Here is a 25,296-nt window from a genome sequence, read left to right on the forward strand (position 1 = left end):
ATTCTTTTTAAGGATCGGTTTTATTATTCCGTTTCGGATTTCAATTTACTGAATACCAATAGATCTCGAAATTGATAATTGCCAATCCATTCGCCATTTCTTTTGGTTCCTTCCAACTTAAAGCCCAAACGCTTTGGTATATTTATGCTTTTCTCATTACCTATTGCACAGCAAATTTGAATACGTTCCAGATTTAGATTATCATAAAGTTCATTTATTAAAATATCTACAGCGCGAGTCATAATGCCTTTTTGCTGGTAGTCTTTGGAAAGCCAATAACCAATCTCCGTACTTTTATTTATTAGATCAACTTCCTTAGTTCCAATTAATCCTATCATTCGGTCATTTAAGCAAATTTTGTACACATAATCCTTCTTTAATTTTCTATTTAAGACGGCCATTTCGACGAAACCTTTGCTGTCCTCTACTTTATTTGTGAATTGTACAAATGGTAACCATTCACCTAAGTATTCACGTTCAGAATCGATGATGTTATACATTCGGATGGCATCACTTTCAACAATAGCCTTAAGGGTTAAATCAGGTGCTATGGTAATAATCCTTTTCATGAATGGTCTTTGCTCAAAATATTTTTCAAAGCCAGAACAATTCTCTGCCGATCGGATTCTGTACTTAAGTCTAATCCACAGAATGTACTTCCATTAGTCTGGGCATGCATAGCAAGATAATATAGGCCAGCTGTCTGTAATGCCAAAGTCGCTCGGATATCGGTCTGCTGATTTCCTGGTTTTCCCTTTTCGTATTTCTGAATTAATTGTTCTCCAATCTCTTCCCGCTGGTCAGCTAATTTTCTAAGGATTTCTTTATCTTCGGATAATTCCCACTGAAGGATCCGCTGTAAGATTGTATCATTCATAACCGTATCAAATTGTCCGATCAGCAATGCCTGCATTTCTTCTTCACTAATTGTTTCTTTTGCCAGCAGGGAAGAAATCGTTGTTTTTGCCTTTGTTTTCCAGTAATCACGTTTTTGGATGTAAATTTCTACGAGATTATCTAAATTGTCAAAGTAGGTGTAAATCAGTTTTCTATCAACTTTTGCTTCAGACGCTATATTCGCAATAGTAAGACCTGGATATCCTTGCTTTTTTAATACTTTTCCAACAGCATTGATGATTTTATTCATCGTTCTGGCCTTTTCACGAACAGGTCCAGAGGTGACTTTTCTGGATTTCTCTTCCGAAGGGTAGATTTTTTTCATTCTTGTTTTAAAAATAGATGATTAAATGTACGCATTAAGTCACACCCTAGAGAGAAAGATGAGAGAATTCTAATTCTTGTCATCTTTTTTTTCGACTTTTTTATATGCTATTTCTACATATTTATTAAGCGCTTTGAAATGCCTGTATTGGATTCGCTTCTGTAATGATAATGGAGCTAAAACCTTAATACATTCTCCAAAACCAAGTATTTCTCGTTCCAATTCCAAATTCAGGATTACATCAATTCTAATAATTATGCTGCCATCCTCATTTTTATTTAGGATTTGCTGTGATGAATGCAAAGGTTTTGTTTCGACATAGGGTGCATTGGATTTGTCTATTTGTAACAAAACTTTATTAGCGCGGTCCCTTTCAGACTTTGTTACTCCAATGACATCTTCAAAATATTTATCTAGACTAACTCCAACATGGGGCATAAAACCACTTTTTGACATTTCATCAATTTCTTCGATTCGGTCTAAAGCAAGTGTGATAATTGTACTTCCATTTTTTTGTTTGCTGATCAAGAACCATCGGTTCCTGAATTCCTTCAAAAGGTAAGGGTAATATATCTTTTCAATAGCTTGTTGCGACCTAAAGGATTTATACTTTATTAATAAAGGAATCTCTTCTTTAATTGCATGATAAATCGGACTGATCCATTTCAGGCCTTTCAATAATGGATTTCCCTCCATCTGAACAATCGACTTTCCATTAGTTGAACTGGAAAATAGGTGACTTTCCAAACGGACTATCATATCACTCATTTCATCAAAAAAAGAAAAACCATTCAAGTGTTTAAGTACATCCACAGCATCTTTCATCTTTTCCATATCAACAATAGAAATTGGAGAATTGCTGATGCTGTATTTCGGGTCCTCATAAGAATAATATCGTCGCTCTCTGACAACAATGGGAGCATTATACCCTAACTTATTACTTCGCATGAGTTGAATGTCTCCTTGTATTGTCCTTTTGCTGATTCCATTATTAATTCCCTCAAGTTCATAGAGTCCTTGAGATACCTTTTCAATCAAATCTTCTAAAGTCCATTTCCTATGCTTTTGTCTTAAGCATTGGTCGATGATTTTATATCTAATTAAAGCGAGCTTATTTGCGGACATATTCGTATTTCTAATGAATTGATATTTCAAATTTAATTAAATGAAAACAACTGCGCAATTAATCTGCGTAGATAGCATTATTTAAAACATATTTATAAAAATAAAATAAAAATATTTCTCTTATTATTAAGTGTTTATGATGAATTTAAAAAATATTTTTATTTATTTTTTTATTGCGCATTATGATTGCGTAGGGTCGCTTGCATCTTTGTGTTGTCGGAAATGACATTGTTCTTTGATTAATCAAGCGAAAGCTTTTTATAACGATATATATCCGTATGGATATATGTTCTATAATATGGATTTACTATTCAAGTCACCTGTTTCTGTATAGCAGGGTAGTGCTTTGCTTAAATAGCAAAAGTATCCTGATAGGAATGAAATTTTATAGATCATAATTTGTGTGTTGCAGGTTCGAATCCTGTCACTGATTCTTCAGTGTAATTCAATGGCTGAATAACAAATCCGAGGAGTATTCCTCTCAACATTTTTCTGTTGACCGACGTTTTATACGTCCTAATTAGAGTTTGATCTTCTCTAAAAAGATCAGAAGCAATTCGTTCCGTATTCGGTCTAGGTAAAATTAACCAGAGGCAATTGGTGACAATCTTTGTAGTTTTTTGCTAGACCTAAAACAAAGGAAAACCATTTTCTAATCCCCATTGATCAAAAATGAAGAGCCAATGAATTAGAAAAAATTTTCCAAATGTTTTAGAACTACCTTAAGATTCCGATCTGAACTGATGAATATGGAACAAATGCTTTTTGATTGTATAATTCAATAATGATAAAATAAATAATAGCTATGAAAAGGATAGTAATTAACAAAAATGAAGCAGGTATGGTAGTTAAGAACAACGTTGTAAAACGTGTGTTGACTGAAGGGTCCTATTGGTTAGGATTTAGAGAAACCTTGAAAATCTATGATATGGCAGAATCTTTCAACGTGAATCATGACATTGATGTTTTGTTAACTATTCCAGAATTCAAAGCACTTGTGGAAGTTGTAGAAGTAATGGATACTGAGGTTTGTTTAGTATTTGTCAATAATCATTTCAAATTCTTATTAGAGGCAGGAAGGCATGTTTTCTGGAAGGGAATGAATGAATATCGCTTTCAAATTGAAAACATGGAGCATTATGAAGTTCCAGAAACAATCAGCAAAGCGTATTTGAAGGCAAATGTTTTCAAGAAGTTTTTATCCAATTTTCAAGTTGAAGTTTATCAAAACGCATTGCTTTTTGTAAATGGAGAATTCGTCAAAGAATTAAAAACTGGTGAATACTTTTTTTGGAACATGTTCAATTCTATTAATGTAAGAACGATTGACAGCAGAATACAACAGATGGAAATCCAAGGTCAAGAAATCTTAACGAAAGATAAAGTTCAGGTCAGGTTAAACTTTAATCTTCAGTTCAAGGTGGTTGATATTAGAATAGCATTAATAGAAAATGTTGAATATATAAATCAGTTGTATTGTTTGATGCAAATGGCTATAAGATCTTATGTTGGAAATTATACCCTAGATAATTTGTTAGAAAATAAGGATAGCCTTTCCGAATATATATTGAACGATAATGTAGAAAAAGCTGAAAGATTAGGGTTGAACTTAATTTCAGCAGGTGTAAAAGATATAATCCTGCCGGGAGAGATAAGAGATATCATGAATCAGGTTTTGGTTGCTGAAAAGAGGGCGCAAGCCAATATCATAACTCGAAGGGAAGAGACGGCTTCCACTAGAAGTTTAATGAATACAGCCAAGTTATTGGAAGAAAATGCTATGCTTTTCAGACTGAAAGAGATGGAGTACGTTGAGAAGATTGCTGAAAAAATCAATAACATTTCAGTTTCAGGGAATGGTCAGATTGTGGATCAATTGAAACAATTGTTTTTACATAAATAAAAAAGATGTGCAGCAGAATAAAATGGTTCTGCTGCTATTATTAAGAAATCAGATTTGAGAAAATTTTAATAAATTAATTAGAAATGGAAAACAGAAGGATTAATGGTAATGATTTAATTGCCATAGGATATAAAGAGAATGAAGCATTAGGTGTTGCCTTACAGATCAATAAAAAAAGATTAGGATTTAATCGGGAAGAAATGCTTCAAAAATTTAAGGAAGTCTTAGAGAATCCAGAGGGGTATTTAGAAGATAAAAATTTTGCATCGCTATCCAAAATGTTGTTAAATGTTACTCGATTGGAAAAAGAATATATTAAGCTAAAAACGGAGATAGAGCCTTATCAGATTTATGGGGAGGAGCATATCGAGGAAGGAGCCAGGAAACAGATGAATACCGCGATGAAATTGCCAATAACCGTTGGAGGAGCATTGATGCCAGATGCGCATCAAGGCTATGGTCTTCCTATCGGCGGAGTTTTGGCGACAAATAATTCCATTATTCCATATGCAGTTGGGGTTGATATTGGATGTCGAATGGCATTATCTATTTTCGACTTACCTTCATCCTATATCGAAACTAATCGGGAGGAGCTGAAAAGGATAGTTTTAAAAACAACCCGATTTGGAGCGGGAAATGGATTTTTAAAACATGAGCGTTTGGATCATGAAGTTTTAGAAAATTCACTTTTTCAGGAGAATGATCTGGTAAAATCATTGAAGGATAAAGCTTGGACTCAACTAGGTTCATCTGGAGGAGGTAATCATTTTGTTGAGTTTGGAATGATGGAATTCAAGGAAAATGATGTTGAATTAGGAATAGCAAAAGGGAGTTATTTGGCACTATTGACTCATTCTGGATCGAGAGGTTTGGGAGCTACTATTGCAGGTAAATATACCAAGATTGCGATGGAAATGTGTAAGCTTCCTTACGAAGCGAAGCATTTAGCCTACTTTGATTTGGATTCAGCGGAAGGGCAAGAATATTGGTTAGCAATGAATTTGGCAGGAGATTATGCTTCAGCTTGCCATGAGGTGATTCATGAAAAAGTTTTGACAGAGCTTGGCGCAGAACGATTGGCAAAAATTGAGAACCATCATAATTTTGCGTGGAAAGAATTTTGGAAAGGAGAAGAAGTTATAGTCCATCGGAAAGGAGCGACACCGGCAGCAGAAGGTGTAATGGGTATCATTCCGGGATCAATGGCTACTGCCGGTTTCTTGGTGAGAGGTAAAGGTCAGGCCAAAGCTATTAATTCGGCATCACATGGGGCAGGTAGATTAATGAGCAGAACAATGGCAATAAAAACCCTTTCTAGGAATGATGTAAATAAACAATTGGAAGATTTGGGTATTACGTTAATTGGTGCTGACTTGGATGAAGCTCCAATGGCATATAAAGATATTCACACTGTAATGAAGGCTCAAACCGACCTTGTAGACGTCGTGGCTAGTTTTCATCCAAAAATCGTAAGAATGGCGGATGATGGTTCAAAAGAAGATTAAGTAATTGGTCACATTAAAATCTACCTTTAAAATTTTATTTGAGTGAATTTCCATTCATAGCAATCTATTATTGTCAATAGGTTGCTTTGCACTGGAAGTTCGATGATAACTTTTAAAGCTAACATAGCCATCATGCTTCCAACGATTCCGGGTAATGCACCAAGCACACCGAATTGGTCACAATTTTGTATATCCTCATCTTTTGGAGCTTCAGGAAATAGATCTCTTAGGGATTTACTTCCTTTATAATTGAATATTGCTACCTGACCTTCAAAAGAAAATATACTTCCGTAAACTAGGGGTATTTTTAATTTGACACAAAAGTCATTGATTAAATAGCGGGTGTCAAAATTATCTGAACAATCCACAATAAGATCATATCCTTCAAAAAGATCTTGGATATTCGTTGCAACCAATTTTTCATGGATTGGAATAAATTCAATGCTGGAATTAAATTCGTCTATGAAATTCCTGGCGCTCTCAACTTTTGGCTGTCCAATAAACTTCTCTTGGTGAATTACCTGCCTATTGAGGTTATGGATTTCTAAGTCGTCAAAGTCAACAACCCCCAACTTTCCCACTCCCGCAGCGGCTAAATATTGAATTACAGGAGATCCTAAGCCACCCGCCCCTATAATTAGCACCTTTGCGGTATTTATTTTACGTTGTCCTTCAATGGAGACTTCTTCCATAAATATTTGTCTGCTATAACGCTTAAAGTCCATACCCAAAAGTTGTAAAATTTATTGAGTTGACGAAAAACATATATCCCAATCTTTCATGATTGGGTCATATCCATGAGAGATGATCCTCTTTTTGATCTCGTCCATTGATCTTTCATCCGAAATTTCAAACTGCTCTAAAGATTGGGGGTCAACGGCATATCCTCCAGGATTCGTTTTAGATGCCGCGCTCATTGTTGTAGCACCCAATCCTATGATGTGATTTCGGAAGTTTTCATTCTCACGCGTTGATATGGAAATTTCCAGATCTGGATTCCAGATTCTATAAGCACAAATTAACTGAAGAAGATGCTTGTCCTCCATTATAAAATTTGACTCAACAAATCCTTCCGCTGGCCTTAATCGGGGGAATGAAACAGAATATTTGGTCTGCCAATAGGTGCGATGCATATATTCTAGATGCATTGCATTATAGAAACTATCAATCCGCCAGTCTTCCAAGCCTAATAAGACACCCATTCCAATCTTGTGTATTCCTGCATTTCCAATTCTTTCTGGCGTATCTAACCTGTAATTGAAATTTGATTTTTTCCCCTTTGGATGATAGGATTTGTAAACTTCCTCATGATAGGTTTCTTGATAAACTAATACCGAATGTACCCCTGCTATATGTAATAGCCGATAGTCCTCTTCTGATAAGGGCTGAACTTCGATTGAAATGTTGGCAAAATAGGGTTTCAGAAGTTGAATTGCATTAAGAAAATACGGGGTGTCTACGATTTTATTAGCTTCACCAGAAACCAGTAAAATATGATTTACACCCATATCTTTTAATGTCATAGCTTCAATAATAATTTCCGTATTACTAAGGGTCTTTCTTTTGATTTTATTGTCCATACTGAAGCCGCAATAAGTACAAATGTTTTGACATTCATTGCTCAAGTACATTGGTGCAAATAATTGAATGGTTTTTCCGAACCGCTGCTGGGTTAATTTCTGGCTTAGGGTAGCCATTTCTTCAAGGAAGTTTTCGGCGGCCGGAGAAATCAGATTCAAAAAATCATAAGTATTTTTTTTAGTTCGTTTTAAGGATACTTCAACATCAAATGCTGTACAGTTCTTAATTTTTTCTTGAACTTCAGACCAACTAATCTGATTTAAATAAGTCTTAATGTCCATAAATTAATCCAGTAAAAATGAGGTTAGGGGAGAAGAAGCAATAGCATGTTGGTTTTGAATAGAGAGCCCCGATTCAAATGCTATTCTTCCGGAAATTACAGCAAGTTTAAATGCTTCAGCCATTTTTATTGGGTTTGTTGCGGTAGCAATAGCAGTATTAACAAGTACAGCATCGGCGCCAATTTCCATCGCTTTTGCAGCATCCGATGGACTGCCAATACCCGCATCAACCACAACCGGAACCTTAGCCTGATCTATGATAATTTCCAGAAAATCAATTGTTTTCAATCCTTTATTACTGCCTATAGGAGAGGCTAGTGGCATCACAGCTGCAGTGCCTGCTTCTTCCAATTTTTTGCATAATACAGGGTCTGCATGAATATATGGCAAAACAACGAAGCCAAGTTTAGCCAATTCTTCTGTAGCAACTAAGGTTTCAATTGGGTCTGGAAGTAAATACCTTGGGTCTGGATGGATCTCCAGTTTTACCCAATTTGTTTCAAAAGCTTCCCGAGAAAGCTGAGCTGCTAAAATAGCTTCCTTGGCATTTCTTGCACCTGAAGTGTTGGGTAGTAGATTAATATTTTCTAAGCTTATTGAATCAAGTAAAAGATCGTGGCCGGACTGATGGTCTATTCGTTTTAATGCCAATGTTACCAACTCACTGCCAGAGACCTGTATGGATTTTGACATCTGTTCCAAGTCTCCAAATTTTCCCGTACCTAAAAACAATCTTGACTGAAAGGTCTTATCTGCTATTTTGAGTAGATTCTTCATAATAATTTTTCATAATGGATATAGAACTTGGATGATTATTAATGCTGCTAGAAATAGCAACACCATAAATATCAGCTTCAATTAAAGCTGGAATATCGTTTTTGTTAACACCTCCAATTGCAAATATTGGAACGGATTTGATTCTATCTTCGCGTAGTATGGATGTCATATTTTGGTAGCCCTCAAGTCCCAAAATTGGACTTAAGTTTTCTTTATTTGTTGTAAAACGCAATGGTCCAAGTCCTATGTAGTTGCATCCCTCGCGATTCCGCTGTAAAATATCGGGATAGGAATTTGCTGTTCCTCCAATAATTTTTTCTGTTCCTAATGTCAACCTAGCTTGGAAAACAGATTCGTCTTTTAATCCTAAATGGACCCCATCCGAATCGAGATCTTTAGCTAAGTCTATATGATCATTAATAATATAGGTCGATTTGTAGGATTTACAGAGATCTTTAGTTAGAGAGGCCAATTTTAATAGCTCTTTATAGCTACTGAAATTTTTCCATCGTAATTGAACCCAAGAAACTCCAGCATCCAACGCTGTTTTAATATTTTTTTCCTGTTCAGTCAGGCTTTTTCCACTGGATATATATTGTATTCGTGTTAGCTCTTTCATATTTTATAAAGGCAGTCGGCAGATTTTTTACATGATAAAAAGTAGTCAGATGGATTCGATTGACTCCAAATTGAACCCATTAAAGCAACAGAAAGATTGTTTTGTAATACTGTAGCTATGTTATCTTTATGAATCCCACCTAAACCTACGGCACGAACATCTTTATTACTGATGGAAATTAATTGTTCCATCAAATGGCTTTGATTTCCATATCCGGGTTTAGAAATGCTGGGAAACAATGGGCTAATAAATGCATAATCCCATTCTGATCCCATATTATTAAATTCTGATATACTATGTGTGGAGGTTGAAAGAGCATATTGTTCAATGTGTCCTTTGTATTCATTGTTTACTCTGGCCATTGAATTAAAATGAAGCCTATTAATACTAAAATGCTCAATTAAATAATGATGGGTATGAAGGACTATTCGGTCAAAATAATGTAGGTTAAATTGAGCGAGGTAGTTTATTGCATCATCTTTTTCCATTCCATATTTTCTAAAATGAAATAAATCAAGACCATGATCTAACATGGTTTTTACATGATTTATTTCATTCTTAATAGTTTTTTCAGGGGAAATGACTATGATCATAAGTAAATTTCTTTCCCTTTTTCAATAAATTCTTTTGATTTTTCTAACATTCCTTCTTCTGTTGCGTCCCTGATTTCCTGGGTAATTTTCATTGAACAAAATTTGGGTCCACACATGGAGCAAAAGTGAGCAACTTTGGCAGCATCAGCAGGCAGGGTTTCATCATGGAACGATCTAGCGGTATCTGGGTCAAGGGATAAATTGAATTGGTCTTCCCATCTAAATTCGAAGCGAGCTTTGCTGAGGGCATTGTCTCTATATTGTGCTCCAGGGTGGCCTTTTGCCAAATCAGCTGCGTGAGCTGCCAACTTATAGGTAATTACCCCATCCTTTACATCTTTTTTATTGGGAAGTCCAAGGTGTTCTTTTGGTGTAACATAACATAGCATGGCACATCCATACCAACCTATCATTGCTGCACCTATGGCAGAAGTAATGTGGTCATATCCTGGAGCAATATCAGTAGTAAGTGGTCCTAAAGTATAAAAGGGAGCCTCATCACATTCTTTCAACTGCTTTTCCATGTTTTCTTTAATCATGTGCATTGGAACATGTCCAGGGCCTTCTATCATAACTTGAACATCATGTTTCCATGCTATTTTTGTTAACTCACCTAGGGTCTCCAATTCTGCAAATTGTGCCTCATCATTGGCGTCCGCAATGGAACCGGGTCTTAACCCATCACCTAATGAGAAAGCAACATCATATTGTTTCATGATTTGGCAGATGTCTTCGAAGTGCGTGTATAAAAAGTTTTCCTTATGATGATATAAACACCATTTAGCCATGATAGAACCCCCGCGAGAAACTATCCCGGTAACTCTCTTGGCAGTCAGGTGATTGTATCTTAATAATACCCCTGCATGGATTGTAAAATAAGAAACGCCTTGTTCTGCCTGTTCAATTAAAGTATCTTTAAATATCTCCCAAGTAAGGTCCTCAGGTACGCCTTTTACTTTTTCCAATGCCTGATAAATAGGGACAGTTCCAATTGGAACAGGAGAATTTCGAATGATCCATTCTCTAGTTTCATGAATGTTTTTTCCAGTGGAAAGGTCCATAATTGTATCAGCTCCCCATCGGCATGCCCAGACGGCCTTTTCAACCTCTTCCTCAATGCTGGAGCTTACGGCACTATTTCCAATGTTCGCATTTATCTTAACCAAAAAATTACGGCCTATAATCATGGGTTCACTTTCAGGGTGATTAATGTTGTTTGGAATGATTGCACGGCCAGCTGCAATTTCTTGACGGACAAATTCTGGACTAATGTATTTAGGAGTATTGGCACCAAAACTTTCTCCAGCATGTTGTTGTGCCATTCCTTTTGTAGCATGTGCTAACTGATCATTCTTCTGATTCTCACGGATTGCTACATACTCCATTTCAGGAGTAATAATCCCATTTTTAGCATAGTGTAATTGAGTAACGATGTTACCTAACTTGGCTCTTTTAGGCTTGTGGTTATATGAAAACCTGAGTTTGTCCAAGCTGCTGTCTTTTAATCTTTGTAGGCCATAGGATGAACTTATTTCCTCCAAAACGTCCACATCTTCTCGGTCCAAAATCCACTGATCTCTAATTCTATCTATTCCATTACGAATATCAATATCTGAGGTTTCATCCGTATATGGCCCTGAAGTGTCATATATTGTGATGGGAGGATTTATCTCAAAACCTCCATTGCTCAGCTTGGTAGGGCTTAAGGTTATTTCCCTCATTGCTACTTGAATGGGATGGATATTTCCGGGGATAAAAACTTTCCTGGAATTTGGGAAGGGGTTTGTTGTGATTTTTTGGTCTGTCATGTCTTTAAATATTTTCTGTTATCCACCTGGGGTAGCTGTAATTATTAAAATAGAATCATTTTCTGAGAGTAGGGTAGTTGACCAACTATCCTGAGGGATAACTTGATTGTTAAGGGCAATAGCAATTCCTTTGGTTTTGCCTTTCAGCTCCAATAGAATAAGTTCCGCTAAGTTTTTCGGTGGAAATGCAAAGTTTATTAATTGTTGATTGATTTTAAGTACCATTCCAAATTAGTTTAAGCAAAGAAGCTTTAGGAATGGCGACAATAGGTACAGAACACCCATGAAGACATTTTACTTTTCCCTACGCTAGTATGATCTAGATCAGGTTGTAAGGGTAAAATCTCAGCCTGCAACAATTGCAGACACCCCTAAAGCAGGGGCAAGTTAATGAATATGATTAACTAAAAGAAATTTTTGTGATTTTTGAATTTAATGTATGTACATGTATGCTTTACTGGTTCTATGTTTGGATATTTCAAATATATTATTTACCTTAAAACGTAGATACCCTCATTTATCTCATTATTTATCAATTTATAAACTTAAATTCTATAATTTTCAATAAGAAGAATTAATGTGTGTACATTTTAACTTGTATATATTTCTGATTCGAAGATTATTTAGAATTAAATAAATTAGACAGTCAATTCTAGGGCAAAAACCTAAATTAATTTTTAAAGAAGAATTCGGCTTTGACTGTATTAATTATGATAAATCTAAATCTTTTGATCTGTTCTATTTATATAGATGATTGCGCAAAATAAAATTTTTGAGATTAGAACTTTAGGAATAAAATAGTAAAAAATAAACGTGTACATGAAGAAAATAGCATTCATATTTATTTCTATAGTAGCACTTATTTATGTGATCACATTTTTCTTTGGCTCTGAAAAAATAGAGCTACCTGAAGACGTTGAAGAAGCGTATAGCACCTTGCCAAAAAAACTGGATTACAATGTGGATGTTAAACCGATTCTATCGGATAAATGTTTTGCATGCCATGGGCCAGATGTGGCCAGACTGGAAGCCGGACTTAGATTGGATGTTGCAGCATCTGCGTATGCTGAACTCCCTGAAAATAAAGGGAAATATGCCGTTAAACCGGGTAATTCTGGAAAAAGCGAATTGTCGCATCGAATTCTTTCAGATGATCCGATGTACATAATGCCTTCGGCAAATTCAAACCTTTCCCTTTCTGCCAAGGAAAAAGCGATCTTAATTAAATGGATTGAAGAAGGTGCAGAATATAAACCACATTGGGCATTTGTTAAGCCAACTAAAAGTAAGGTTCCTTCAGTAGATAAGGACTTCAGAGTAAGTAATGAGATTGATAATTTTATTGTCGCAAAAATTGTTGATAAAAAATTAACCCAATCTAAAGAAGCAGATAAAGAATTATTATTAAGGCGACTCTCGTTGGATCTTACAGGATTACCTCCGACTATCCAGGAAATAGATGATTTTTTAAATGATAATTCATCCAATGCATATGAAAAGCAGGTAGACCGTTTATTGAATTCCCCTCATTATGGTGAAAAGATGGCTACTGACTGGTTGGATGTGGCTCGGTTTGCGGATTCTCATGGTTATACTGTTGATAGAATTAGAGATATGTCCCCCTATAGAGATTGGGTGATTAATGCCTTTAATACTAACATGAACTATGATAGATTCTTGCAATGGCAACTTGCAGGCGATCTCATGCCCAACCCCAGTAAGGAAATGAGGATTGCAACTGCTTTTAATAGGAATCACCAGCAAAATATGGAAGGCGGTATCATTGAGGAGGAATTTCAAACCGAATATGTTGTAGATCGGACAAATACCTTTGGTGATGCAATGCTTGGGATAACAGTGAGTTGTGCAAAGTGTCATGACCATAAATATGATCCTATCTCACAAAAAAACTATTATGAATTGTATAGTTTCTTTAACAATGTAAAGGAGGCGGGGCAAATATCATTTGATGATACTATGCCTGCACCAACCATGTTATTGCCATCCAAAAAACAAGAGATAATCATTAAAACCTTGAATCAAATGATTCAAGAACAGGATTTAAAAATTAATACTGTAGAAAAAAAGAAAGAATCTGAATTCAAAAGATGGCTTGAAAGTAGTCAATTTGCATCATTGACTCAAGAGAATTTCTTGGCACACGGCCTTCAGGCATCCTATTCATTTGACCATCATTTGAAGGATGCAGTAGATAGTAGAAATTCTGCCGAATTGAAACGAGATGGGGGTCCTGGTGATGCGCCAAATTATGTATCAGCGCATTCTGGAGCAGGGCTTAAGTTGAATGGTGACGGATGGTTAGATTTAAATCCTACAGGTATTTTTGCTAAAGATGATCCATTCAGTATCAGTATATGGGTTAATATTCCGAAATCGTTAAAAGAGGGAGTAATTTTCCATAAAAGTAATGCTGAGAGACTTTATAATTTTAAAGGTTACCATTTATTGCTTAAGGACAATAAATTGGAAATCAACCTTTCACATGCCTACCCTGCAGATGCAATTACAAAATTGAGTATTGATGTAGCACCTCGGGATAAATGGATAAACTTGACCATGACGTACAATGGGACTTCCAAAGCATCAGGATTGAGGTTGTATGTGGATGGTATAGAATCTAAAATGGAAACTGTAACAGACCGACTTGTTAAAGACATTTTGTTTCCAGGTTGGCAGCCGGCATTGCAGTTAGGAGCATGGGCTAGAGGAAAAGGGTTTACAGATGGACAAATTGATGAGGTAAAAGTATATAGCCGAAATTTAAGTCCAATAGAAATTGAATGGATAGCGGGAATAGGTAAATCCAAGGCTAACTTAGTTGGCAATGACCTGTCAGATATAGAAAGAAACTCTTTTAGACAATTTTATTTCGAAACCATTGACCGTGAATCCAAAATTGAAAGGTCTATTCTTCAGCATTATAAAGCAGAACTAACAAAGAACATTGAACCAGTTCAAGAGCTTATGGTGATGGAGGAGATGGACAAACCAAAGAAAGCATATCTTCTGAAAAGAGGAAATTATGATATGTTGGGAGAGGAAGTATTCCCCAATACTCCCGAAAGTATTTTGTCCTTTTCCAAGGATTTACCAAAAAATAGATTTGGATTGGCACAATGGTTAACTGATCTGGAAAATCCATTAACTGCAAGGGTTGCAGTCAATAGGTTATGGCAAAACTTCTTTGGGGTTGGACTTGTAAAAACATCTGAAGATTTTGGTAATCAGGGAGAAATGCCTAGTCATTTAGAATTGCTGGATTGGCTTGCGGTAAAATTTATGGAATCAGGCTGGGATATAAAGGCAATAAATAAGAAGATTGTCATGTCGGCAACATACAGGCAAGACTCCAAGATGAGTGATCAGGCTCGACAAATTGATGTGGAAAATAGATTATTGTCATGTGGACCAACCAATAGATTGACTGCAGAAATGATTCGTGATAATGCTTTGTTTGCCAGTGGTTTGATGAATAATAAGATTGGAGGTAAAAGCAGTAAACCGTATCAACCGGAGGGTTTATGGGAAATAAATAATACTACCTACCAACAAGACAAGGGTCAAGATATTTATAGGCGAAGTTTGTATGTCATAGTCAAGAGGTCAGTTCCAAATCCAACTCTTTCAACCTTCGATGCTACATCCAGGAGTTATTGTGTAGTAAGAAGGCAGAAAACTAATACACCATTGCAGGCATTGGTAACATTGAACGATCCAACCTATTTAGAGGCAGCTAAGGTATTGGGTGAGGATATGGCTAAAAAGAAAGATATCAATCAAGCCATTCAAGATACCTTTAGAAAGCTAACGGGAAGAAATCCCTCGGTAAAAGAATTGGACTTATTAAGGAGGTTGCAAGAAAATGAATGGAAGAAGTTTAAGCATAACCCTCAAAAAATAAAAGGATGGATACATACAGGGCAATATCTTATTGACCCCTCGTTGGATTCAGTAGTTATAGCTGCGAATGCTGTAGTTGCCAGTACGATTATTAATTCTGACGCCTCAATTACTAAAAGATAAACTTATGGGACATCATCACGAAAAGGATTTTAGGTTGCATGGTGAAGAGTTTGATCCATTAAACAATAAAATGGATAGGAGAGACTTCTTTATAAAAACTTCAATGGGAATTGGAGCCTTAGCTCTCGGGTCCTTATTTGGGAATAAGTTTTTCGCAAAAAATCGACCTGCGGTATCTGCTGCAACTTCTGATTTGGAAAATGAAATTCTGCGTGCGTTACCTCATATAGCCCCTAAAGCAAAACGGGTTGTTTATCTTTTCATGAGTGGAGGGCCTTCCCAATTAGAAACATTTGATTATAAACCTAAACTAGTAAATCTGTTGGGTCAAGATCTTCCGGACTCAGTCAGACAAGGTCAAAGGCTAACAGGAATGAGTGCCAACCAAAGCACACTTCCTATGGTTCCTTCTTTTTGCAAGTTCCACCAGCATGGAAAAAGTCAAACTTGGGTGAGTGACTTATTGCCTTTTACTTCAAAAATAGTGGATGATATTTGCTTGGTAAAATCTGTCCATTCTGAAGCAATAAATCATGATCCCGCGATTACTTTTTTTCAAACAGGGAATCAGCTACCAGGACGTCCTTCAATTGGTTCATGGCTAAGTTATGGATTGGGTTCTGACAATGAGAATCTACCAACATTTATTGTCCTTGTTTCAAAAAATGCACCTAAGGATCAACCTTTATATGCTCGATTATGGGGGAATGGTTTTTTACCTTCCAAACATCAGGGAGTTCAATTTGGCTCAGGTAAAGACCCGGTACTTTTTTTAAATAATCCAGAAGGTTATGATGGTGAGGATCGTCAGGAAATGCTTGATTATCTTTCAAAATTGAATGAAATGCAAGAGAGTGCCTATGGAGATCCAGAAATCGACACCAGAATCTCACAATATGAAATGGCCTACAGGATGCAAACTTCTGTACCCGAAGTGATGGATGTATCAGATGAACCTGAAGAGGTGTTTGAGCTTTATGGACCAGATAGTAAAGATCCTGGGACTTATGCAGCTAATTGCCTTTTGGCGAGAAAACTCTTAGAAAAGGATGTTAAATTCGTGCAGCTATACCATCAGGGCTGGGATCAACATAACAGCTTACCTTCAGGAATTGCCCAGCAATGCAAAGCTACAGACCAGCCTACAGCAGCTTTGATAATGGATCTCAAAAGAAGAGGACTATTAGAGGATACTTTAGTTATTTGGGGAGGAGAATTTGGACGGACTGTTTATTCTCAAGGTAAGCTAACTGCTAATGATTATGGAAGGGATCATCACCCTCGCTGCTTTACGATGTGGTTAGCAGGTGCAGGGGTGAAACCCGGTATTAGTTTCGGAGAAACAGATGATTTTAGCTATAATATAGTGAAAGATCCAGTTCATGTACATGATTTTCAAGCTACCTTGCTTCACCTTACAGGTATTGACCATGAACGTTTAACCTACAAATTTCAAGGTAGAAGATTTCGATTAACGGATGTTGAAGGAAAAGTTGTAAAAGAGATTCTAACATGATGCTTTTAGATATTTTTACTTTCTCTGGTCGATTACATCCACTAATCGTTCATCTTCCTATTGGATTTTTGATCATAGCAATTGTTTTTGATATTTTAAGCTATATTCCCAAATATCAAAATTTAAAACCAGCTGTTTCAATTACTCTTTTCTTAAGTTTTATCGCAGCTATTTTGGCATCTGTATTTGGCTATTTGCTATCATTAACAGGAGAATATGACCTTAACATATTAGAATCCCATAAATTTTCCGGAATCTTATTCGCTTTATTGACAGGAATTTATTGGTTAGTCAGCATAGATACTTTTAATTTAAGGTCGAAAATGGGTAATCGGTTAAATTCAGTTCTTTTAATAGGCCTAGGTGTGTTATTGGCTTTTACAGGACATCAGGGAGCAAGCCTTACCCATGGTCAGGAATATTTAAGTTTTAAAGTATTAACTTATAAATCCCGGAATAAACCGAAGACAATTAATGAAGTCTTAATTTATGAGGATCTAGTTGGGCCAATTTTAAAAAGTAAATGCGTTCAATGCCACCGTGCTGATAAGATGAAAGGAGATCTTAATTTAGAGTCTTTTTCTGAGGTAGGTAAAGGTGGTAAATCTGGCCATGCTGTGGTAGCAGGTAATCTTGAAAAAAGTGAGTTGTTTCGACGGGTTACTCTTGATTCAGACCATAAAGAATTTATGCCAAGTGATGGGAAACCAGCACTAACGAAGGATGAAGTGGAAATTGTAAAATTCTGGATTAATGCCGGTGCCTCAGGAGATAATGTGCAATTTATTTCGATGAAAGATCATCAGAGAATTAGACCTGTAATAGAAAGTTATGTAGGGTTATCTTCTTCCTCAAATAAACTGGAGGCGATTCCTTCTGATTCTAGCTTATTAAATCCTGATATTCCAACTGATATTAACATGGCAGACATTAACGCTTTGAGAGAAAAGGGGTTGAAAGTTCGAATAATGCTGAATAAACCTCTGATGCTAGATGTAACTTTAAGATCAAATTCCGGAATAAAACTTCCTGAAATCAGTCCGGTTCTTTTAAAAGTTTCAAAAAACATCATCTGGCTCAACCTCTCAGAAAATGAAATTGCAGATACAGATTTGAACATATTAAAGGAATTCCATAATCTTGAAAAAATTCGGCTTGACAAAAATCCCATTACTGATCAGGCTAGTGAATTTCTTGTTGGATTAAAAAAGTTGAATGCTGTTAATCTAAATGAAACAAATATTACAGAAAAATCTTTAAATATATTAGCGAAAAATCCCAATATCAAAACTGTATATTCTTGGAATTCAAAACATAAATAGTCAACAGAAAATATAGTTGAATTGGCGGGCAATTTTTTTATAAGATGTTTGCAGAAATATATTATTTCAGGATAAATTGATTTCCAGATCCATTATCCTTGAATTCTTTATAGGATTTTTTAACATATACATGTAGATCATAGGATGTCCAAGTTTTGGCAACTTCGAATTCTGGGCGATATGCAACCATAAAACGCTCTAATTCATCGTTATCCATAGGTATAATATCATATATGCTGACCTTATTGAAGATCTGATCTATCTCCATGTTTTCTAATTCTTTATCCATGAAATCATTAAATCGACGAGCATTTTTGCCTGCCTTACTGAATTTTTCATAGAAATAGGTGATTGGAGAACCACCAAATGGGTTAAGCAAATATAATGGAGGTTTCCCATTATAAAATATTCCACCTTTAACATCATAATCACGTTTCATATTTTCCAGTTCCCTGATTTTTCCCGCTTTGGTATTTCCCATAATCACAATCTCTTCAAGTACTATTGGTTTCTTTTGTAGAAAGATTTGATCTGGGAGGTAATATGCTTCAATTTTTATGCTGTTCCAATGTGGATGCACAAACATGATACTATCGTAAGGATGAGCATCAATCGTAAATAAACCAAAATTGTCAGAATATAAGGTTTGCTTAGTTCGCTGATTAATAATTTGGACATTTTTTAAAAGTAATGTACTATCACTGGAATAAATGGTTCCGGAATATTGATATTGGGTTTGTGCGAATGAGAAGGTGAAAGTTGATAGGATAGAAAGTAAAATAAAATATCTTAAGAGGAATTTCTTTTTGAAAATAATATCTAGAATGCTTTTGCTGAAATTCATAACCAACAAAATTAATGTGCTAATAATTAGCTGTAAATTACAAGTTTTATTGGAGTAATTTTTTTGCTTTAATCTTATTTAACATTTATTTCGTTTTGAAAAAGTTAAACTCTTTTTTTGTTTCTTTTCATATTATGAAATAGGGTGATAAACATAATATTAAAATCCTTGAATAGTTTAATATTTGACCTATCTTTGAAACCGTTAACCTGCGAAATATCTGATGATTCGAAATTCAAATATTGCTGTATTTGCGGCTATTCTTTCCATGATTTGTGTTCAGGGCGGGGCATCATTTGCCAAACAACTATTTCCAGTTATTGGTCCAATTGCAACTACCACGCTTCGTATAGGATTAGCGGCAATTCTTTTGTATCTGATTAATAGGCCAAAGATATTTACGTTTAACAAACAGCAATGGTTGTATTGTGGGATTTATGGTGTTGGAATTGCCGTAATGAACTTAATATTCTATATGGCTATTCAGCGAATTCCATTGGGATTAGGGGTAACGATTGAATTCGTTGGGCCGTTGTTTTTGGCCTTTGCACTTTCCCGAAAATGGCTGGATATCCTTTGGGCCTCCTTAGCTTTGACAGGAATATTATTAATAGTTCCATGGCAAAGTAATGGGATAGATTTGCTAGGTCTAGGATTAGCATTATTGGCAGGGGCATTTTGGGCAGTTTATATTCTGATGGGTGCAAAACTATCGAAAATTATGGATGGAAGGCAGGCTGTTACTACAGGTATGATTATCGCAACGGTTTTTATTCTTCCATTTGCATTTTGGGATGGATCAATAATGAATTTAAACTTAGGATTATTTGGGAAAGGGTTATTAGTTGCTATCCTGTCATCGGCATTGCCATTTTCATTGGATATGTTTGCCTTGGGTAAAATGCCAGCAAAAACGTTCAGTGTGCTTGCAAGCCTTCAGCCAGCATTTGGAGCCATATCTGGATTATTGATCCTAGGTGAGTTTTTGAGCTTTTCTCAGTGGCTTTCGGTTTTCTGTGTAGTATTAGCAAGTATAGGTACAACTGTGTTCAATAATAAGTCAAATAAGGCAGTTTAAGAGTAAGAAATTAAAATCATTTTCAACTTTTTTCAATTCAACTTGTTGTATTGATAGAAACAAATGTTGTATTATGCCGAAAAATAAGACTCCGCAGTTAAAAAAACCTGACACTTATGAAGCCTTGGTAGAAGAGGGTATGAGTAAGGAAAAAGCTGCAAGAATTTCAAATGCCCAAGCTGCTGGTACCATAGATCATAACTCAAAAAGATTAGAAAAACGTTCTAAAATTGAACTCTTAACTGAAGCAAAAAAAATTGGAATAAAAAACAGACATAAAATGACGAAGGAACAATTGATAAATGCAATTAGGGGTAATTGATACCCCTTTAACCTTCTAGATTGATAACACGATTGGACGAATCCAATGTTGCTGTACAAACATTATTTTCTTTTGTTCCGATTATCTGATCACCTTTTTCTTCAATCTTATATCCTTTATCTCTAAGATAAGATATTAAAGTGTTTTTATGGTCAACCTCAAAATTTGAGATCACTTGGGGGAAAGTAGTAAAAATTCGATAATGAACATTATTTCTATTTTGCTTAATTCGATCTGATTTTACGGTCATTAACATGATTCCACTCCCATAATCCGCCAAGTAATAGCCGTCAGCATTAAACATTCCTACTGCTATAAGACCAAGTCGATGAAGGTTTTCCTGATCAAATGAATATTCTGCTTTTCTAAGCTCATCGATCTTAAATTTATTGCCATAGGATTTTAATTCCTTTGCGTCTTTAATTAATTCATCAGGTAGATTTGATTGCGTATTTGCCCAAGCCCATAGCCAAGTATTGACAGAATAAGAGAAGCTACCAATTATCTGAAGCGGAAATTCTAAGTCATCTCCAAATGTAATCGTCCCTTTTGTCAAATCAGCATCCCAACTCTTTTCATTTGTTAATTCAGAGAAGTCCACTTGTTTCTCAAAGCCCATAGCAACGTAACGTTCTAACAATTCTATTTCGGTTTTAATGGGTTCGAACTTCGGAGTATCTTCAATGGTTTGGTGTTCTTCTTTTTCTTTTTTAGGTGTAGATTTTCCAAATAATCTATTTAAAAATCCCATAATAAATTTTGTATGTTGCTTTTATGAATTTAAGTTAAGAAAGGATGTGGGAAATCCATAGAAAGACTTGAGTATTGATTAAAGAAATTCATTTTTCGTAGTGTTATATCTACTGTTTGTAGACGAAAGTCTATATCGACCAAAATCAATATAAATTAATCTAAATAATATATTTAAATACTAAAATTTAATACCTGTGATTAAGTATAGTTTTTGTTAAATTAAAGCTTCAATATTTCAATTCAATTTAATAATAGTGAATATAAATAAACTTAATATTTGATTTGTTTTACTCTGTATAAAACATTGATAATGTTGTTTTAAATATTTTCTAAATAAGTATCTATTTTTGAATATGTTAGCATGGATTGTTTCTCAATCAGACATTTTTTTTCATGAGTGTCATTTTTAGCATAAAATTTATTAATAATCTATCCATAAATGATTATTTTAGAAAAATAAATAGTTACCTGTGAGACCAATGTTAATCTTTGTATGGATATTAATTTTAATATCCTGCAATAAAACTGTAGTTAAAGAATTAAATCCCATTGAAAGTGAACATCTGGAAAAAGCGTACGGCTTTTTAGACAATAATGAGTCTGATAGTGCTTATCTCTATTTTGATAAAGCGAGGATATCTGCTATAGAACAGAATGATACGGCTACAATTGTAGCGAGCTTAATCAATATGGCAATAACCCAAGCTGAATTTGGTGATCATTATACTTCCCAGGAAACATCGACTAAAGCATTGGAATATCTGAACGAGCAAGATACTGCCGATCATTCTTATTTAAGTATGCTTTATAATAATTTAAGTAATGCGTCAGATTATTTAAAACAACCTGAAAAATCAATAGAATATATACAATTAGCAATTGACTATGCTAAGGATCCAAGGAATATTAAAGTTTATAAGAATAATTTAGCGAATAACTACGCGGATCGTAAGGAATATGATAAATCAATTCAATTGTATGAGGAAATTATTGCTACAACGGATTCAAACAGCACGGATTATGCGAGATTCATTACGAATTATGCAAGAATTAGGAATCGAATAGACTCTAATTTTAACCCATTGCCATTAATGAAAAAAGCCTTGAAAATTCGATTTGATCAAGATGATTATTGGGGACTGAATTCCAGCTATTCAAATATTGCTAATTATTACATGAAAGTTGATCAAGATTCAGCTTTAAACTACTCAAATAAACAATATGAAATAAGCAAAAAAATAAAAAATCCTGAAGCACAAATAGCTTCATTACAACGAATTCTATCACTTCGAATTAATTCAAAAGACAAAGATTTATTTAAAGAGTTCTATAAGTTAGATGACAGTGTTCAATTGGCACGACTTTCTTCCAGAAATCATTTTGCATTAATTCGGTTCGAGACTGAAAAGAATAAGTTGCAAAATATTCAACTGAAAAATGAAATAGTTAAAAAGCAATACAATATAAACCTACAGAGAATTGGCATTGTCGCTCTATTCATTATAATAGGTTTGACATCATACTATGCTTGGAATTGGCATAAAAGGAAAAAACAAAGGATTGAATTAGAAGCAGATAATAGGATTAAGGAAAGCCAGCTGAAGACATCTAGGAAAGTACATGATGTTGTTGCAAATGGAATTTATAGAGTGATGGCAGAACTTGAAAATAGAGAAAGTATTGATAGGGAAGAGATACTTGATCGGCTTGAATTAATGTACGATAAGTCGCGTGATATTTCATATGAAGCTGAAGACAATATCGATAATAGGGTAGGTTTTTATTTACAAATTTCTGAATTATTAAAATCTTTCGCCAATGATCATCGAACAGTTTTGATTGCTGGAAACGAAGAGGAAATGTGGAAATTATTAAGTAATAATCAGAAATCTGAAATTGAAAAAATCCTACAAGAATTGATGGTCAATATGCAGAAACATAGTTTTGCAAATGAAGTAATTGTCAAATTTGAATATGATAGTTCAGATCTTTTAATCAATTATAAAGATAACGGAATAGGTATCAAAGAAGATTCTAAAATTGGTAACGGTTTAAATAATACGGAAACCCGTATAAATAATCTAAAAGGTAAAATTACTTTTGAACATCATTTAGAAAGGGGATTGGAAATAAGGGTTTCCATACCCATTATTAAATAGACTTTTATGTTTAAAAAAGTATTAATAGCTGAAGATCATGAAGTTGCAAATCTTTCTGTCAACAAAACTGTTACGGAGCTAGGGGTTTTAGAAACTAAATATGTGTATTACTGTGATGATGCCTTGAACTTGATTCAAAAAGCACTACGTGAGGGGGAACCTTACGATCTTTTGGTTACAGATTTAGTTTTTGAGATGGATACCATTCCTCAACAAATAAATCATGGGAAAGATTTAATTAAAGCAGCTAAAGAAATTCAACCTGATCTTAAGGTAATCGTATTTTCTTCCATCGATAGGATAAATCTCATTGAAGATCTTTTTAGAAACCTTCAGATTGATGCATACGTACGAAAAGCACGGCATGATGGTCAGCATTTTAGAGATGCAGTTCGAGCTGTAGCTAGCAATAAAATTTACCAATCTCCAGATATCAGATTAGCTATGAGGTCTAAAAACTCGCATGAATTCACTAATATGGATATTCAAATTATTCTTTCATTGTCTAATGGTATCCTTCAAAAAAACATTCCTCAGATCCTGCAAGAAAAGAACATCCGACCTTCAGGTCTAAGTAGTATAGAAAAAAGATTGAATTTGATGAAAGAGGTCCTGGGCTTTACAAAAAATGAGCAGTTAGTTCTGTATTGTAAAGAGAAGGGATTGATTTAAAATAAAATCCGAATAAAAGGGAAACCGTAAAAACTTGTTTGAACTTTAATTTATTTTTGTTCATCATTAGGTGATGCCAAATCAGATTAACCAATAATAAAGAGAGAGCCGTCCCAAAATCTAATTTTGTTACGGCTTCTTTATTTCCTTTAAATTGATAAATAAATTGATTTATCTGTACAATTGCTTGAACTCTTGTTAAAAAATGTTAATCCAGATAGGGTTACATACGTTCGGCACTAGCTTTGCGTTTATAAGAGTACAAACAGAGTAAAAGAGTAATGAGTAAATAATTTCATAATTTAGGTTAATAATTGGTTAGTTAGAAAAACCTGAGCTTCCCCAGCTCAGGTTTTTTATTTTATGTCAATTCAAAATTGATAGCAAATTTTAATAATTCGGCGAAAGACTTACAGGCGATTTTTTTACTGATGTTTTTTCTATGAGTAGCAACAGTATGACTCGAAATATATAGTTGATCAGATATCTCCATGGTTGATAATCCATGCGTGAGCATTTTTATAATCTCTTTTTCCCGATTGGTCAATAATGCATATTTTTTGTAATTAATTTTTAGATACTCGTTGACTTCAAGGGTTTTATTAACTCTTTGCATTAAAAAATCCATGCCATCTACGGGGGTTGACAAAACAATTAACTTATTGTCATTGGAGAATTCTAATAATTTGCAGGTAGTTAAACACCATACAAAAGATTGAGTGGAATAATTGTGAACACGTTGGAAAAAACTGTAGGTTTTATCGTAATCTCCTGCAACGATAAAATGGATTAAACCATTGGTAAAGTTGTCTATTTCTTCTTTAATGAAGAATTTGTCATAATAAGAAGAACCCATTTCAATAATCTCTTCTGGACAGGTACCTAAATAATTGGTTCCCCAATTATTCATATAACTACATGCAACAGGTTTCAACTCCACGAGGTCATGCATCATCAAACTAGCAGGTAATATATGCCCTAAATCAGGAACAGTATACTCACCATGTTGAATACTCCTGGAAATTTCAAATAAATGCGAGACTAAAGCATTCATCCTATCAAGAATTAGTTTGGTTCTTTAAATTGTTTAATTATGATACAATTTACTTAAAAATATGAAAGGCAAAAATTATTTAATGTAAAATTTTAATTAAATATTAAATCATTTATGT

At 34.7% G+C, this 25,296-nt stretch carries 22 protein-coding genes and 1 riboswitch; of the genes, 9 read left to right on the plus strand and 13 right to left on the minus strand.

What is annotated here, in order from left to right; translation table 11 throughout:
* Window positions 1–23: 23 nt before the first annotated feature.
* From E0Y80_RS11165 to E0Y80_RS11175, 3 genes are all read right to left on the minus strand, one after another.
* Window positions 24–569: a GNAT family N-acetyltransferase gene (locus tag E0Y80_RS11165; RefSeq protein ID WP_156307743.1), complete on the minus strand. Its 546-nt coding sequence runs from the start codon at window positions 567–569 to the stop codon at window positions 24–26.
* Window positions 566–1,222: a TetR/AcrR family transcriptional regulator gene (locus tag E0Y80_RS11170; protein ID WP_156307744.1), complete on the minus strand. Its 657-nt coding sequence runs from the start codon at window positions 1,220–1,222 to the stop codon at window positions 566–568. The genes E0Y80_RS11165 and E0Y80_RS11170 overlap by 4 nt, the downstream gene beginning before the upstream one ends.
* Window positions 1,223–1,291: 69 nt before the next feature.
* Complete coding sequence (locus E0Y80_RS11175) at window positions 1,292–2,347, minus strand: helix-turn-helix transcriptional regulator (RefSeq protein ID WP_156307745.1); 1,056 nt, start codon at window positions 2,345–2,347, stop codon at window positions 1,292–1,294.
* 805 nt (window positions 2,348–3,152) lie between these two features.
* On the opposite strand from E0Y80_RS11175, the gene E0Y80_RS11180 reads away from it, so the two are divergent.
* Window positions 3,153–4,250 carry a slipin family protein gene (locus tag E0Y80_RS11180; RefSeq protein WP_156307746.1) on the plus strand — a complete coding sequence of 366 codons (1,098 nt, stop codon included), beginning with the start codon at window positions 3,153–3,155 and terminating at the stop codon, window positions 4,248–4,250.
* 83 nt (window positions 4,251–4,333) lie between these two features.
* Window positions 4,334–5,755 carry an RtcB family protein gene (locus E0Y80_RS11185; RefSeq protein ID WP_156307747.1) on the plus strand — a complete coding sequence of 474 codons (1,422 nt, stop codon included), beginning with the start codon at window positions 4,334–4,336 and terminating at the stop codon, window positions 5,753–5,755.
* Between the two features lie 26 nt (window positions 5,756–5,781).
* Here the strand turns inward: E0Y80_RS11185 and E0Y80_RS11190 are convergent, their stop codons facing one another.
* The 7 genes from E0Y80_RS11190 to thiS are packed head-to-tail and all read right to left on the minus strand — an operon-like array spanning window position 5,782 to window position 11,639.
* On the minus strand, window positions 5,782–6,480 hold the full coding sequence (locus tag E0Y80_RS11190) for a HesA/MoeB/ThiF family protein (protein WP_156307748.1): 699 nt from the start codon (window positions 6,478–6,480) through the stop codon (window positions 5,782–5,784).
* A gap of 18 nt (window positions 6,481–6,498) precedes the next feature.
* Window positions 6,499–7,617 carry a 2-iminoacetate synthase ThiH gene (gene thiH / locus E0Y80_RS11195; RefSeq protein ID WP_156307749.1) on the minus strand — a complete coding sequence of 373 codons (1,119 nt, stop codon included), beginning with the start codon at window positions 7,615–7,617 and terminating at the stop codon, window positions 6,499–6,501.
* Between the two features lie 3 nt (window positions 7,618–7,620).
* Window positions 7,621–8,394, minus strand: a complete 774-nt coding sequence (locus E0Y80_RS11200) for a thiazole synthase (protein WP_156307750.1) — start codon at window positions 8,392–8,394, stop codon at window positions 7,621–7,623.
* The gene (locus E0Y80_RS11205; RefSeq protein WP_156307751.1) at window positions 8,366–9,013 is read right to left on the minus strand and encodes a thiamine phosphate synthase; all 648 of its coding nucleotides are present in this window, start codon (window positions 9,011–9,013) and stop codon (window positions 8,366–8,368) included. Before E0Y80_RS11205 ends, E0Y80_RS11200 begins: the two co-directional genes overlap by 29 nt.
* Window positions 9,010–9,606, minus strand: a complete 597-nt coding sequence (locus E0Y80_RS11210; protein WP_156307752.1) for a thiamine phosphate synthase — start codon at window positions 9,604–9,606, stop codon at window positions 9,010–9,012. Before E0Y80_RS11210 ends, E0Y80_RS11205 begins: the two co-directional genes overlap by 4 nt.
* A complete protein-coding gene (thiC, locus tag E0Y80_RS11215) occupies window positions 9,603–11,414 on the minus strand; it encodes a phosphomethylpyrimidine synthase ThiC (RefSeq protein WP_156307753.1) in 1,812 nt (603 codons plus the stop codon). Before thiC ends, E0Y80_RS11210 begins: the two co-directional genes overlap by 4 nt.
* Before the next feature lie 18 nt (window positions 11,415–11,432).
* Entirely contained in the window at window positions 11,433–11,639 is a 207-nt protein-coding gene (gene thiS / locus E0Y80_RS11220; RefSeq protein ID WP_156307754.1) for a sulfur carrier protein ThiS, read from the minus strand.
* Window positions 11,640–11,698: 59 nt separating this feature from the next.
* A riboswitch (TPP riboswitch) is annotated at window positions 11,699–11,797 on the minus strand.
* Between the two features lie 436 nt (window positions 11,798–12,233).
* Here thiS and E0Y80_RS11225 point away from each other — a divergent pair.
* Genes E0Y80_RS11225 through E0Y80_RS11235 form a run of 3 tightly spaced genes read left to right on the plus strand, consistent with a single transcriptional unit; the run spans window position 12,234 to window position 18,296 of the window.
* Window positions 12,234–15,458, plus strand: coding sequence for a DUF1553 domain-containing protein (locus E0Y80_RS11225; RefSeq protein WP_156307755.1), 3,225 nt, complete (start codon window positions 12,234–12,236; stop codon window positions 15,456–15,458).
* Between the two features lie 4 nt (window positions 15,459–15,462).
* Window positions 15,463–16,974 (plus strand): DUF1501 domain-containing protein, encoded by a 1,512-nt coding sequence (locus tag E0Y80_RS11230; protein WP_156307756.1) that lies wholly within the window; start codon window positions 15,463–15,465, stop codon window positions 16,972–16,974.
* Window positions 16,971–18,296, plus strand: a complete 1,326-nt coding sequence (locus E0Y80_RS11235) for a c-type cytochrome domain-containing protein (protein WP_156307757.1) — start codon at window positions 16,971–16,973, stop codon at window positions 18,294–18,296. The genes E0Y80_RS11230 and E0Y80_RS11235 overlap by 4 nt, the downstream gene beginning before the upstream one ends.
* Before the next feature lie 61 nt (window positions 18,297–18,357).
* Here the strand turns inward: E0Y80_RS11235 and E0Y80_RS11240 are convergent, their stop codons facing one another.
* Window positions 18,358–19,140 (minus strand): hypothetical protein, encoded by a 783-nt coding sequence (locus E0Y80_RS11240; RefSeq protein WP_156307758.1) that lies wholly within the window; start codon window positions 19,138–19,140, stop codon window positions 18,358–18,360.
* 223 nt (window positions 19,141–19,363) lie between these two features.
* On the opposite strand from E0Y80_RS11240, the gene E0Y80_RS11245 reads away from it, so the two are divergent.
* Together E0Y80_RS11245 and E0Y80_RS11250 are read left to right on the plus strand one after the other, a co-directional pair.
* A complete protein-coding gene (locus tag E0Y80_RS11245; RefSeq protein ID WP_156307759.1) occupies window positions 19,364–20,218 on the plus strand; it encodes an EamA family transporter in 855 nt (284 codons plus the stop codon).
* Window positions 20,219–20,291: 73 nt separating this feature from the next.
* Window positions 20,292–20,540, plus strand: a complete 249-nt coding sequence (locus E0Y80_RS11250; protein ID WP_156307760.1) for a DUF7218 family protein — start codon at window positions 20,292–20,294, stop codon at window positions 20,538–20,540.
* A gap of 7 nt (window positions 20,541–20,547) precedes the next feature.
* Here the strand turns inward: E0Y80_RS11250 and E0Y80_RS11255 are convergent, their stop codons facing one another.
* Complete coding sequence (locus tag E0Y80_RS11255; protein WP_156307761.1) at window positions 20,548–21,291, minus strand: DUF6882 domain-containing protein; 744 nt, start codon at window positions 21,289–21,291, stop codon at window positions 20,548–20,550.
* 472 nt (window positions 21,292–21,763) lie between these two features.
* On the opposite strand from E0Y80_RS11255, the gene E0Y80_RS11260 reads away from it, so the two are divergent.
* Window positions 21,764–23,452: a tetratricopeptide repeat-containing sensor histidine kinase gene (locus E0Y80_RS11260; RefSeq protein WP_156307762.1), complete on the plus strand. Its 1,689-nt coding sequence runs from the start codon at window positions 21,764–21,766 to the stop codon at window positions 23,450–23,452.
* 6 nt (window positions 23,453–23,458) lie between these two features.
* Window positions 23,459–24,124 (plus strand): response regulator, encoded by a 666-nt coding sequence (locus E0Y80_RS11265; RefSeq protein WP_156307763.1) that lies wholly within the window; start codon window positions 23,459–23,461, stop codon window positions 24,122–24,124.
* 361 nt (window positions 24,125–24,485) lie between these two features.
* Here E0Y80_RS11265 and E0Y80_RS11270 read toward each other — a convergent pair whose 3' ends face one another.
* A complete protein-coding gene (locus E0Y80_RS11270) occupies window positions 24,486–25,178 on the minus strand; it encodes a response regulator transcription factor (protein WP_156307764.1) in 693 nt (230 codons plus the stop codon).
* Between the last annotated feature and the right edge of the window lie 118 nt (window positions 25,179–25,296).

The sequence above is a fragment of the Sphingobacterium endophyticum genome (genome assembly GCF_009733535.1).
Lineage (GTDB): Bacteria > Bacteroidota > Bacteroidia > Sphingobacteriales > Sphingobacteriaceae > Sphingobacterium > Sphingobacterium endophyticum.

Coding starts and splice junctions, on each gene's coding strand:
- E0Y80_RS11165 (WP_156307743.1), bottom strand. CDS start 569: ATGAAAAGGATTATTACCATAGCACCTGATTTAACCCTTAAGGCTATT.
- E0Y80_RS11170 (WP_156307744.1), bottom strand. CDS start 1,222: ATGAAAAAAATCTACCCTTCGGAAGAGAAATCCAGAAAAGTCACCTCT.
- E0Y80_RS11175 (WP_156307745.1), bottom strand. CDS start 2,347: ATGTCCGCAAATAAGCTCGCTTTAATTAGATATAAAATCATCGACCAA.
- E0Y80_RS11180 (WP_156307746.1), top strand. CDS start 3,153: ATGAAAAGGATAGTAATTAACAAAAATGAAGCAGGTATGGTAGTTAAG.
- E0Y80_RS11185 (WP_156307747.1), top strand. CDS start 4,334: ATGGAAAACAGAAGGATTAATGGTAATGATTTAATTGCCATAGGATAT.
- E0Y80_RS11190 (WP_156307748.1), bottom strand. CDS start 6,480: ATGGACTTTAAGCGTTATAGCAGACAAATATTTATGGAAGAAGTCTCC.
- thiH (WP_156307749.1), bottom strand. CDS start 7,617: ATGGACATTAAGACTTATTTAAATCAGATTAGTTGGTCTGAAGTTCAA.
- E0Y80_RS11200 (WP_156307750.1), bottom strand. CDS start 8,394: ATGAAGAATCTACTCAAAATAGCAGATAAGACCTTTCAGTCAAGATTG.
- E0Y80_RS11205 (WP_156307751.1), bottom strand. CDS start 9,013: ATGAAAGAGCTAACACGAATACAATATATATCCAGTGGAAAAAGCCTG.
- E0Y80_RS11210 (WP_156307752.1), bottom strand. CDS start 9,606: ATGATCATAGTCATTTCCCCTGAAAAAACTATTAAGAATGAAATAAAT.
- thiC (WP_156307753.1), bottom strand. CDS start 11,414: ATGACAGACCAAAAAATCACAACAAACCCCTTCCCAAATTCCAGGAAA.
- thiS (WP_156307754.1), bottom strand. CDS start 11,639: ATGGTACTTAAAATCAATCAACAATTAATAAACTTTGCATTTCCACCG.
- E0Y80_RS11225 (WP_156307755.1), top strand. CDS start 12,234: ATGAAGAAAATAGCATTCATATTTATTTCTATAGTAGCACTTATTTAT.
- E0Y80_RS11230 (WP_156307756.1), top strand. CDS start 15,463: ATGGGACATCATCACGAAAAGGATTTTAGGTTGCATGGTGAAGAGTTT.
- E0Y80_RS11235 (WP_156307757.1), top strand. CDS start 16,971: ATGATGCTTTTAGATATTTTTACTTTCTCTGGTCGATTACATCCACTA.
- E0Y80_RS11240 (WP_156307758.1), bottom strand. CDS start 19,140: ATGAATTTCAGCAAAAGCATTCTAGATATTATTTTCAAAAAGAAATTC.
- E0Y80_RS11245 (WP_156307759.1), top strand. CDS start 19,364: ATGATTCGAAATTCAAATATTGCTGTATTTGCGGCTATTCTTTCCATG.
- E0Y80_RS11250 (WP_156307760.1), top strand. CDS start 20,292: ATGCCGAAAAATAAGACTCCGCAGTTAAAAAAACCTGACACTTATGAA.
- E0Y80_RS11255 (WP_156307761.1), bottom strand. CDS start 21,291: ATGGGATTTTTAAATAGATTATTTGGAAAATCTACACCTAAAAAAGAA.
- E0Y80_RS11265 (WP_156307763.1), top strand. CDS start 23,459: ATGTTTAAAAAAGTATTAATAGCTGAAGATCATGAAGTTGCAAATCTT.
- E0Y80_RS11270 (WP_156307764.1), bottom strand. CDS start 25,178: ATGAATGCTTTAGTCTCGCATTTATTTGAAATTTCCAGGAGTATTCAA.